Annotated in this window: 11 protein-coding genes; all 11 read left to right on the forward strand. The window is 69.9% G+C overall.

The window, feature by feature from the left end; all coding sequences use genetic code 11:
• The first annotated feature begins 16 nt into the window (after positions 1-16).
• Positions 17-1495 carry a flagellin N-terminal helical domain-containing protein gene (locus LRF89_RS08460; RefSeq protein ID WP_201168537.1) on the forward strand — a complete coding sequence of 493 codons (1479 nt, stop codon included), beginning with the start codon at positions 17-19 and terminating at the stop codon, positions 1493-1495.
• Positions 1496-1570: 75 nt separating this feature from the next.
• A complete protein-coding gene (locus LRF89_RS08465; RefSeq protein ID WP_201168534.1) occupies positions 1571-1984 on the forward strand; it encodes a flagellar protein FlaG in 414 nt (137 codons plus the stop codon).
• 77 nt (positions 1985-2061) lie between these two features.
• Positions 2062-3492 (forward strand): flagellar filament capping protein FliD, encoded by a 1431-nt coding sequence (fliD, locus tag LRF89_RS08470; RefSeq protein ID WP_238636904.1) that lies wholly within the window; start codon positions 2062-2064, stop codon positions 3490-3492.
• Positions 3493-3604: 112 nt separating this feature from the next.
• Positions 3605-4027 (forward strand): flagellar export chaperone FliS, encoded by a 423-nt coding sequence (gene fliS, locus LRF89_RS08475; RefSeq protein ID WP_201168702.1) that lies wholly within the window; start codon positions 3605-3607, stop codon positions 4025-4027.
• 8 nt (positions 4028-4035) lie between these two features.
• Entirely contained in the window at positions 4036-4380 is a 345-nt protein-coding gene (locus tag LRF89_RS08480) for a flagellar protein FliT (protein WP_238636905.1), read from the forward strand.
• 101 nt (positions 4381-4481) lie between these two features.
• Positions 4482-5882, forward strand: a complete 1401-nt coding sequence (locus LRF89_RS08485; protein WP_201243144.1) for a sigma-54 dependent transcriptional regulator — start codon at positions 4482-4484, stop codon at positions 5880-5882.
• A 240-nt stretch (positions 5883-6122) separates the two neighbouring features.
• Positions 6123-7565 (forward strand): sigma-54 dependent transcriptional regulator, encoded by a 1443-nt coding sequence (locus LRF89_RS08490; RefSeq protein ID WP_201168524.1) that lies wholly within the window; start codon positions 6123-6125, stop codon positions 7563-7565.
• A gap of 9 nt (positions 7566-7574) precedes the next feature.
• Positions 7575-7886, forward strand: coding sequence for a flagellar hook-basal body complex protein FliE (gene fliE, locus LRF89_RS08495; RefSeq protein ID WP_238633541.1), 312 nt, complete (start codon positions 7575-7577; stop codon positions 7884-7886).
• Between the two features lie 16 nt (positions 7887-7902).
• Positions 7903-9690 carry a flagellar basal-body MS-ring/collar protein FliF gene (gene fliF / locus LRF89_RS08500; protein ID WP_201168518.1) on the forward strand — a complete coding sequence of 596 codons (1788 nt, stop codon included), beginning with the start codon at positions 7903-7905 and terminating at the stop codon, positions 9688-9690.
• Positions 9691-9695: 5 nt separating this feature from the next.
• Positions 9696-10685 (forward strand): flagellar motor switch protein FliG, encoded by a 990-nt coding sequence (gene fliG / locus LRF89_RS08505; RefSeq protein ID WP_201168699.1) that lies wholly within the window; start codon positions 9696-9698, stop codon positions 10683-10685.
• Between the two features lie 56 nt (positions 10686-10741).
• Positions 10742-11559, forward strand: an 818-nt coding sequence (locus LRF89_RS08510) for a flagellar assembly protein FliH (protein ID WP_238636906.1), incomplete at its 3' end; no start/stop codon positions are given.

Raw genomic sequence — 11559 nt, forward strand, 5'->3', positions numbered from 1 at the left:
CGTGAGGAGACGGGTCATGGCACAGGTGATCAACACCAACGTTGCATCGCTGAACGCGCAACGGCACTTGAATTCTTCCCGGGGCGATCAGGAGGTGGCCCTGGAGCGGCTCTCCTCGGGGCTGCGCATCAACAGCGCCCGGGACGATGCGGCTGGGCTGGCGATCAGCGAGCGCTTCACCGGCCAGATCAACGGCATGGATCAGGCCGCCCGCAATGCGAACGACGGCATCTCGTTCGCCCAGACCGCGGAAGGCGCCATGGAAGAGATGAGCAACCTGCTCCAGCGGGTCCGCGAGCTGGCGGTGCAGGCGGCGAACGACACCAACTCGCCGTCGGATCGCGCCGCGCTCGACCGCGAGGTGCAGGCCGCCGTGCAGGAGATCGGCCGGATCGCCGAGACAACCCAGTTCAACCAGCAGAACGTGCTCAACGGCACCCTGCGCGAGCTGGTCTTCCAGGTCGGGCCGAACCGCGGCCAGACCATTAACGCCGGCGGCGTGGACGTCCGCGCCGAGAACCTGGGCGCCAATGTGGCCGAGGGGCGGGCGGTGCATCAGGCCGCCGGTGGTCCCGGTGTGGAGCTCCCGGGCGGGCTGCAGGTCAACGGTCACGAGATCGACCTGGGCGATGCGCGCGGGCTCAACGACGTGGCGCGCGAGATCAACGAGCGCCAGGCCGAAACCGGCGTGTCCGCCATGCGCGCCGACCGGGCCGAGACCCAGGCGGTAGAGTTTGACGGCTTGGGTGAGGGCGAGCGCGGTCAGCTGCGTATCAACGACCACGCCATCGAGCTTGACGAGAGCGTCACGGACATCGGCGAACTGGCCGCCCGGGTTAACGACCGGGCCTCGGAGACCGGGGTGCGCCTGGAGAACGGGGAAAACGGCTGGTCCTTCGTCTCCAACAGCGACTTCGAGCTCGAGTACTTCTCGGACGACGCCGAAGATGCCATCGGTGTTGGTGGGACCGAGATCGGCCAGGGGCTGGATCGCGCCGACGAGGAGAGCACCGGGCTCATCGTCGAGCGCGGCATCACCCTCTCCACCGAGATCGGCGGCGAGCTGCGGGTCGAACCGGTGGATGGCGACGACGATGCAGACCTGGGGCAGATCGGCCTGAAGAACTGGCAGCCCGGCGATGACTACGAGGACCTGCAGGCGGAGGCGTACACCATCGGCGGGGTCGACCCGGTTGATGTGCGCACCCGCGAGACCGCTTCCGATACCATCGTGGCGGTGGACTTCGCCCTGCAGCAGATCAACAACACCCGGGCCGATCTGGGCGCGATCCAGAGCCGTTTTGACGCCACCATCAACAACCTGAACATCTCCTCGGAGAACCTGAGCGCATCCCGCTCGCGGATCCTGGATGCCGACTTCGCCGAGGAGACGGCCGAGATGACAAGGACGCAGATCCTGCAACAGGCGGGGACCTCGGTGCTGGGTCAGGCCAACGAGATCCCGCAGCAAGTGGCACAGCTGTTGCAGCAGTAACGACGGCCGGGACCTCCGGGGAGCCTTCCGGAACCCGGCCCAGGGGCCTGGTAGCAGGGCCGGTCGGGAGGCTGTATGAGTGAAATGCACAAGGTGAGTTCCGTGACCAGCAGCATCAACTGGTCGCGGCCAACCGAGCAGGGGGACGGGGGGCGCCTTGCCCCCGAGCAGGACACGGCAGCACCGGTCCCCGCCGCCGAGACGGAAGAGCGCTCCCGCGTGCCGTTGTCCGAGCTCGAGCCGCTGGATCACTTCAAGGCGGAGGATCCCCAGGCGCTTGCCCGGGCGGTGGAGCGCATGGAGCAATTCATGCAGCGCGTCGGCCGGGACCTGGAGTTCCGGGTCGACGACAACACCGGCAAGACGGTGGTCACTGTCTACGTCCGCGGCACCGACGACGTGGTCCGTCAGATCCCCCCGGAAGAGATGCTGGCCATCGCTGCGCGCATGCGCGAGGTTCAGGGGCTGCTCTTCAACGGGGAGGCCTGAGCGTGGCCGGAACGCATCCGCCGCCGGAAGGGTCCACCGGGCAGGCCCGCTAGCGATACCTCGAGAGGTGACCCGATATGGTCTCACCGCTGGATCAGATGCCGAACATGCCGAGCCAGATGGACGTCGGCTCCGGCATCGACACTAACAAGATGGTCCAAGACCTGGTCCAGGCCGAGCGGGCACCCACGGAGCAGCGCCTGGGCCGGCGCGAGGAAGAACTGCAGGAGAAGCTCGAGGCCCTGGGGCAGATGCGAGGGGTCATCGGCGAACTCCAGGAGGCCGTCCAGGGGCTGGGCGATCCCGGCGCTTACTCCGGCATCGATGCGGAATCGAGCAACACCAGTGTGGCCGGGGTCTCGGCCAGCGAGGAGGCGCGCCCGGGCCAGTACGACGTGGAGGTGGAGCAGCTGGCGCGGACCCAGCGCATCGCCACGGCCAGCGGCGTGTTCGAGGACAGCGCCGATCCGGTCGGCACCGGCCGGCTGATGATCACCGACGGCCAGGGCAACGAGCAGGCGGTCACCATCGACGAGGAGTCGGCCACCCTGCTCGGCATCCGCGACGCCATCAATGCCCAGGCCGAGGGCGTGCGCGCCTCGGTGGTCGATGATGGCGCCGGGCCGCGGCTGGCCCTGGCTACCGAGCAGACCGGTCAGACCAATGCCATTACCCAGATCCGCGCCGAGCAGGATCCGGAAGCGGACGAGGGCGATCTCTCCGCCCTGCAGTACAACGTCGCCGATCCCCAGACCGGCGAGCCCGCCGGCGCCTTTCAGGAGATCCGCCCGGCCAGCGACGCCGTAGTCACCATCGACGGCATGCGCGTCACCCGCCCTGAGAACCGCATCGAGGGGGCCATCGAGGGCGCCACCATCAGCCTCCAGGACGAGGGGCGCAGCCGCATCTCCATCGAACAGCAGACCGGGCTGGCCGAAGAGAATATCCAGCGTCTGGTCGACTCGTTCAATCAGGTCCGGGCGCAGCTCAACCAGCTCTCGGACTACGACCCCGAGACCGAGAAGGCCGGCCCGCTGCAGGGGGACCATACCCTGCGCAACCTCCTCTCGCAGCTGAGCCGGTCCCTCAACGAGCCAGTGGAGGCCCTGGACGGGGCGCCGATTTCATCGTTGGGGGATCTCGGTGTGCGCACCAACCGGGACGGCACCCTGGAACTCGATGGCGAGCGCCTGCAACAGATGGTTGGCAAGCACTCGGAGCTGGTCACGCGCATGATGACTGACCCGGAAAGCGGGGTGATGTCGCGGTTGGAGGGGGTGCTCGACAACGCCCTCGGCCGCGACAGCGTGATCGACATGCGCACCGAGGGGGTCGAGCGCCGCCTCGACGGTATCGCCGACGATCGCGAGCGCCTCGACCGGCGCATGGAGCGGCGCGAGGAGCAGCTGCGCAGCCAGTTCTCGCGGATGGACTCGCGGGTCGCTGAACTCAATCAGACCTCGGAGTTCCTCGAGCAGCGCCTGGCGGCCATGAACAGTCGGGATTAAGCGGTCAGAAGCTTCCGGAACGGAGGTTCCGCCCTCAAGGATCATGGGTAGCAGCCGCTAAAAGGATAGAGCGCGAACCAACTACCCCCAAGAGTAGGAACGGGATATGAGCATGCATCGCGGCATAAACCAATACCAACAAGTCGGGACCTACTCCAGCACGGCCTACGCCGACCCTTACCGGTTGGTGCAGTTGCTCATGGACGGGTTCCTCGACCGAGTCGCCCAGGCCCGCGGCGCCATGGAGCGCCAGGAGATCGCCCTCAAGGGCGAGCTGATCAGCAAGTCCATCTCCATCCTGGACGGCCTGCGTTCCGGGCTCGACCACGAGCGCGGTGCCGAGATCGCCGGCAACCTCGAGGAGCTCTACACCTACATGCAGCGCCGCCTGGTGGAGGCGAACGCCCAGAACGAGGTCCAGCACCTTGATGAGGTCGCCTCGTTGATGCGCGAGATCAAGAGCGCCTGGGACGCTATCCCGCCGGAGGTGCGTACCCGCGACGCTGCCGAGGCGGCCGCCGCCCGCGGCCAGTAGGGGGGCGCGTGGGCGGCGGCAGCGCCAAGGGCGGCGACGGGCGGGCGGCGGTGGCCGCCTCGGCCCGACGCCTGCTGGAGCTGTCCCGGCAGATGCGCCGTTGCGCAGAGGCCGGGGACTGGGACGGGGTCATGGAGCGCAATGGACTGCGCGAGGCGCATGCCCGCGGGTTGCCCGAAGACCCGGACCACCCCGGCGCTGACCTGGCTCGCCGCGCGCTGGCCCAATCGCTCGAGTGCGACCGCGCGGTCCGGGCGCTGATGGAGGCCGAGCGCGATCGCCTCGGCGCCGCCTCGCGCGACGAGCAGCACCACCGCGAGGTCCACGACGCCTACTCGCGCTGTTCCGGCTAGGAAACACCTTGCCGGCGGCTGTGTCGTTTTTTTGACGGCCTAGTTAACCCGGCGTAAACTCGCCCCCTCGCAGACAGGCGATCCGTCATCGGAGGGGAGCGTTGGTTCAGGTCCTGGTGGTCGACAGCGACGCGGAGCGCCGGTCGGGTGTCGAGACGGTGCTGCAATTCCTTGAACACGAACCCATCCCCGCCGAGGCCGGCGATGCCGGCGGCGCCGCTACCCGCCACCCTGGGCTGGCCGCGGCGCTGGTGGGCATCGACGGACAGGAGCGCGCCTGCCTGCAGCGGCTCGTCGATAGCCGGCCCGAGCTGCCCGTCTTTCTCATTGCGCCGGATGCCGATGCGCGGCGCCGTGGCGGTGATCCGCAGCACGGTGTCCTCGGGGTGCTCGATCTGCCGCTGCGTCAGGGCCAGCTCACCGCCGCCCTGCGTCAGGCCCTGAGCCACAACGTCCGCCACCGCGAGCACGGTGCCGCCGGGCGGGCGCCGCGGCTGGCCGGCGAGAGCCGCGGTGTGCAGCGGGTTACCAGCCTCATCGAGCAGGTGGCCGACACCGACGCCAGCGTGCTGATCCTCGGTGAGTCGGGCACCGGCAAGGAGGTGGTGGCGCGCAACATCCACGCGCGCTCCTCCCGTCGGGCCAGACCCTTTGTGCCGATCAACTGCGGGGCCATCCCCGCCGACCTGCTCGAGAGCGAGCTCTTCGGGCACGAGAAGGGTGCGTTTACCGGCGCCATCAGCGCCCGGCAGGGCCGTTTCGAGATGGCCCAGGGCGGCACGGTCTTCCTCGACGAGATCGGGGACATGAGCATGCACATGCAGGTCAAGCTGCTGCGCGTGCTCCAGGAGCGGACGTTCGAGCGGGTCGGCTCCAACAAGCCCATCCACGCCGACGTTCGGGTCATCGCCGCCACCCACCGCAACCTCGACACGGGGATCCGGGACGGCAGCTTCCGCGAGGATCTGTTCTACCGGCTCAACGTCTTCCCCATCGAGATCCCGGCCCTGCGCGAGCGCCCCGGGGATATCCCGGTGCTCGTCGAGGAGATCATCCGGCGTATCGAGGACGAGGGGCGGGGTTCGGTGCGGGTCAGCCCGGCGGCCATGTCCTGCCTGTCGGCCTACCACTGGCCGGGCAACGTGCGTGAGCTGGCCAACGTGGTCGAGCGTCTGGCCATCCTTTGCCCCTACGGCGAGGTGGGGGTCGAAGACCTGCCCCGGAAGATCCGGGAGGCGGCCCGCGAGGAGCTGGAGGATGGCGGCGCGCCGGCGGGCGCGCCGGAGCCCGTCAACGGACAGGCCGGGGTGCCGCTGCCGGCGGTGGACTGGTCCGAGGGCATCGATCTCAAGGGCCACCTGACCGAGGTGGAGCAGGAGCTGATCCGCCAGGCCCTGGAGGCCACGAATGGGGTCGTCGGTCGGGCTGCCCGGCTGCTCGGGTTGCGCCGTACCACGCTGGTCGAGAAGCTGCGCCGGCTCGACGTCGAGCGCCCCGCCTGAGCCGGCACGCTTGGGCCGCCGGTCGGCAAGTACCGACCGTCAAGCGGCAAGCGGTTGCCGGTCTTGCCGGTCGACAGAACTTTGACTGCCGGTTCCGCCCGCGGCGGTGGCAGCGCCTCGCCGGCCGCGTGGAATCCGGCGTTTAGCGCACCACCCCACCCCTGGCACGCCCCTTGCTTCAAAAGGGGCCGCCGCGGGGTACCACCGCGGCGCGGATTTGCGCTGAGGGGGACAATCCATATGGGTCAGCAACGCGTGCTCGTGGTGGCCCGCGAGCCGGGCCGCCGCAGCGAGCAGCGGCGCCGCCTGGACGACGCCGGGTTCGTGACCGCCGAGGCGGAAGACACCGGCTCCGCCCACGAACTCCTGGAGCAGGGCGGGATCGCTGCCGTCGTCTGCTTCGAGGACGCCGGTGACGGGGACAACTGGCGGGTGCTTACCCGGCACCCCATGGCTCCGCCGGTGATCGTCATCTCCGCCCGCGCCGAGGTCAGCGGCGCCGTCGCCGCCATGCGCGACGGGGCGGCGGACTACGTCGCCGAGGAGGCCCCGGCCGGCGAGCTGGCTGCCGCCGTGGCCCGGGTCACCGACGCCGGTCCCGAGCTGGTGGCCGAGGATCGCAGCAGCCGTCAGCTGATGGCGCTTGCCCAGCGGGTCGCCGGCAAGGACGTCACCGTCCTGCTGACCGGCGAGTCCGGGACCGGCAAGGAGATCTTCGCCCGCTACATCCACGAGCGCTCGCCCCGTGCCGATGGCCCCTTCATCGCCGTCAACTGCGCGGCGATCCCCGAGAACATGCTCGAGGCCCTGCTCTTCGGCTTCGAGAAGGGCGCTTTCACCGGGGCCAACCGGGCCCACGCCGGCAAGTTCGAGCAGGCGCAGGGCGGCACGCTGCTGCTCGACGAGGTCTCGGAGATCGAGCCGGGGCTCCAGGCCAAGCTGCTCCGGGCCCTGCAGGAGAAGGAGATCGAGCGCCTCTGCGGGCAGACGCCGATCCCGCTCGACGTCCGCGTGCTCGCCAGCAGCAACCGCGATCTGCGCGAGGCGGTGCGCAACGGGCGCTTCCGCGAGGACCTCTTCTATCGTCTGCACGTCTTCCCGATCCATCTGCCGCCCCTGCGCGAGCGCGCCGCCGACATCATCCCGCTCGCTCGCTCCTTCGCCCAGAAGTACGCCCAGCTTGGCGGCGGCTGCGGCGCAGACTTTACCCCCGAGGCGGAACGGCTGCTCATCCAGCACCCGTGGCCGGGCAATGTCCGCGAGCTCGAGAACGTCGTCCAGCGCGCGCTGATCCTCGCCGAGGGCAGCGCCATCGATGCCGAGGCGATCCGTTTCGAGCCCGTCACCGTCAGCGCTGGCGCCGACGCTCCGAGCACCGGGGAGTCGGCGGGCGCGAGCGCTCCGGTCGCCGGGGTCGCCGCGGCGGAGGGCACCCCCGGTCCGGCGGTGCGGCCGGAGGCCGCTGCCGGCCAGGACGCCGCAGCGACCCTCGAGGAGGATCTCAAGAGCCGCGAGTACCGCCGTATCCTCGAGACGCTCGATCGGGTCGGCGGCAACCGCAAGGAGGCCGCGGCGCGGCTGGGGATCAGCAGCCGCACCCTGCGGTACAAGCTGGCGCGCATGCGCCAGGAGGGTGTCGAGATCCCGGAGCGCTCCGGGATGCTCTACGCCTACGGCAACTGAGGTCGCGCCATGTCGGATTTTCGTATCGAGCAGGCCCTCGCGGAGATGCGCGCCATCGGCGGGCAGCCGGTGCAGCAGCCGGAGCAGGACGCGCCGCCGGTGGAGGAGTTCTCGGACCTCCTGCGCCAGGCGGTGGAGCAGGTCAATGACCAGCAGGTGGACGCCAAGGGGATGACCGACGCGTTCATGAATGGCGAGGACGTTCAGCTCACCGACGTCATGATGTCTGTGCAGAAGGCCGATGTCTCCTTCGAGGCCATGAAGGAGGTCCGCAACCAGCTCCTGGAGGCCTACCAGGAAATCGCCAACATGCAGGTGTAACGCGTGAGGGGTCGCCATGGCGGATAGCCAGGCCATGACCGAATCGAGCGGCTCCTCGCCGCCGTCGCCGCTGGACAGCGGCGGCCAGGGCGGTGCCGGAGCCGAGGCGGGTGGCTTTGCCGGCGTGGGCCGGTTCGTGCCTGAGGACTGGCGTGAGCAGCTGACCCGTGTCCTCGGCGACAACCCGCTGCGCAAGCTCGGTCTCGGCGCCGGGCTGCTGGCGGTGGCCGGGCTGGGCGTGGCGATCTTCTTCTGGGCGCAGGAGCCCGCCGAGCTGCGTACGCTCTACGCCGATCTCTCCTCGGACGACGCCGCCGAGGTCATCAACGCCCTCGAGGAGCAGGGCGTGCGCGTCGAGTTCGACGAGCGCACCGGGGATATCAAGGTTGCGGAAGGCGCCGTCCACCGGGCGCGCATCTTCCTCGCCTCCGAGGGGCTGCCGCGCGGGACCGGGTTCGGCTACGAGATGCTCGAGGAAGACCCCGGGTTCGGCGTCAGCGAGTTCATGGAGCACGCCCGCTTCGACCGCGCGCTGGAGACGGAGCTGGCGCGCTCCATCGAGACCCTGCGCGGCGTGGTCAGCGCCCGCGTCCACCTGGACGACCCCGAGGAGTCGGTCTTCGTACGCGACCGCCGCGATGCCAAGGCGTCGGTGGTCCTCGAGCTGGACCAAGACAGGCAGCTGCCCGACCGCCAGGTGGAGGGGATCATCCACCTGGTGGCCAGCGCCGTCTCCGATCTCGAGCACGGCAATGTCAGCGTGGTCGACCACCGCGGCCGTCTGCTCACCGCCGAGGATGAGCCCACCGAGGCGACCCGTTCGGCGCAGCAGTTCGAGCTTACCCGCCGGCTCGAGGAACGCATCCAGCGCCGCGTCGAGGACATGGTCGAGCCGATCATCGGCCCGGACCGCGTCCGCGCCCAGGTCAGCGCCCGGCTCAACTTCGACGAGCGCCGCCAGATCGAAGAGCTCTTCGACCCGGAGCGCAGCGCCATCCGCAGCGAGCAGATGAGTGAGCGCAGCGGCGGGGGCGGGCAGTGGCCCATCGGCATCCCCGGTGCGCTGACCAATCAGCCGCCCGGCCCGGGGACCCTCGACGGGGAGGAGCCCGAGGGCGGGGGCGGCACGCCGTTCAGCTCCGACGAGACCCGCAACTGGGAGGTGGGCCGGACGCTGAGCGAGGTGCAGCCGGCCATTGGCGTGATCGATCGGCTGACCGTCGGGGTTCTGGTCGATCACCGCTACGTCGAGAACGAGGACGGCGAGGTGGTTCGCGAGGCCCTCTCCGACGACGAGATCCAGACCCTGGAGAATCTCGTCCAGGACGCGGTGGGCTTCGACGCCGATCGCGGCGATGCCGTGAGCGTGGCCACCGTGCCCTTCGCCGAGATCGTCGAGCCGCCGGATCCGCCCGAGGAGGTCTGGGAGCAGGAGTGGGTGCGCGACTTGATCCGGCTGGCGGTCTTTGCTGCCATCGGATTGTTGATCTACATCGTCGCCATCCGCCCGATCGTCAACCGCATGCTCGGGGGCGAGGACGAAATGGACGAGGAGCGCGGCGGGGCCGAGACCGAGGGGCTGGAGCGCCCGGCCGGCGAGAGCCTGGAGAGTCCCGGCGGAGGGCAGGAGAGCGAAGCCGCCATGCGCCTGGCGGGGATTAGCGGCGAGCAGCTCAGCGACATGCGCGAGCGCCCCTACGAGGCCAAGCTCCAGGCCGTGCTCGAGCTCGTCGAGAACGAACCGGAGCTGGCGGCCAACGCCGTCAAGGCCTGGCTCGATGAAGACGACAAGCGCAAGGGCTGATGGCGATGATGAAGGGTACCGACCGCGCCGCGGTCCTCATGCTCACCCTCGGCGAGGACGCTGCCGCCGAGATCATGCGCTACCTCGGCCCGCGCGAGGTACAGAAGCTCGGCCTGGGCATGACGCAGATCGGCAACGTCAGCCGCGAGCAGGTCGACGAGGTCCTCGACGAGTTCATCCAGACCGCCGCCGAGCAGACCTCGCTGGGGATCGGCTCCACGGACTTCATCCGCAGCACCCTGGTCAAGGCCCTGGGCGAGGAGAAGGCCGGCTCGATCATCGACCGCATCGTCATGGGCGGCACCACCCGCGGGCTGGATCAGCTCAAGTGGCTGGATCCGCGGACCATCGCCGAGATGATCCGCCTCGAGCACCCGCAGATCATCGCCATCGTGCTCTCCTACCTGGAGGCGGATCAGGCGGGGTTGGTGCTCGCCGAGATGCCCGAGCGCGTTCGCCACGACATCGTCATGCGCGTGGCCACCCTCGAGGGCATCCAGCCCCGCGCACTGCAGGAGCTCGACGAGATCATGGAGAAGCAGTTCTCCGGTCAGCAGCGCCTGAAGTCCTCGACCATCGGCGGCCTGCAGTCGGCGGCCAACATCCTCAACAACATGGACGGCCAGACCGAGACCGCCATTCTGGACAACGTCAAGGAGCTCGACGAGGAGCTCGCCGACCGCATCCAGGAGCTGATGTTCGTCTTCGAGGACCTCAAGCAGATGGACGACCGCTCCATGCAACAGGTCCTGCGCGAGATCGACACCGGCTCGCTGACCCTGGCCCTGAAGGGCGCCAGCGAGGACCTGCAGGCCAAGTTCATGAACAACCTCTCGCGCCGTGCCGGCGAGATGCTCCAGGAGGACCTGGAGGCCATGGGGCCGGCGCGTCTGTCCGACGTCGAGGCCGCACAGAAGGAGGTCCTCGCCGTTGCCAAGCGCATGGCCGACGAGGGCACCATCAACCTGGTCAGTAGCTCCGACCAGTACGTCTGAACCCCACCCCCCGGTGCCGCTGAGCCCCGGGGCGTGTCGCAGCCGGGAGGGCGCGGATGGACAGTGGCGATCGACGCCTGCGGATCATCCCTGGAGAGTTCGCCGAGACGGCCGAGGCGTGGGAGACGCCCGACTTCGACCAGCCCGAGATCGACCGTCAGCGCCAGGCCGAGCAGGAGCAAGCCCGGCGCATCGAGCGCGAGAAGCGCCGCCGCCGTCGCGAGCGCCGCCGCCAGGCAGTGGCCGAGCGCCTGCGCCTGGAGGACGAGGCACGGCGCTCGCTGCCGACGGTCGAGGAGATCGAGGAGATCCGGGCCACGGCTCGCCGCCAGGGCCACCAGGAGGGCTACGAGGCCGGTCGTCACGAAGGCTTCCACGCCGGCTACCCCGAGGGCCTGCAGGCCGGGCAGAGCGACGGTCGGCGGGCCGGGGCGGTGCTGGTGCGCCGGCTGCGGGCCCTGCTCGATACCCTGGGCCGGCCGCTGGAGCAGCTCGATCGGGACGCCGAGGATGAGCTGCTGCACCTGGTCTTCTCCGTGGCCCGGCGGCTGGCCCTGGAGGAGCTGCGTACCGACCCGGAGCACGCCCTGGCGGCAGTGCGCCAGGCGCTGCGCGAGCTACCGGCGCAGGAGCGCGGCCTGACCATACAGGTCCACCCGGAGGAGCACGGCTTCATCACCGAGCAGCTGGGCACCGAGGTCGGCGACAAGGGCTGGTCGGTGGTGGCCGACGCCCACCTCACCCCTGGCGGGTGCATCGTCACCACCGAGACCTCTCGGGTGGACGCCACCGTGGAGCGGCGCCTGGACGCCGTCGCCCCGCCCCCTCGACGCGCACCCCCCCCCCCGGGGGGGGGCGGGGGCCCCCCCGCCGG

This window comes from Halorhodospira sp. 9621 (assembly GCF_022228055.1).
In the GTDB taxonomy this organism is placed as follows: Bacteria; Pseudomonadota; Gammaproteobacteria; order Nitrococcales; family Halorhodospiraceae; genus Halorhodospira; species Halorhodospira halophila_A.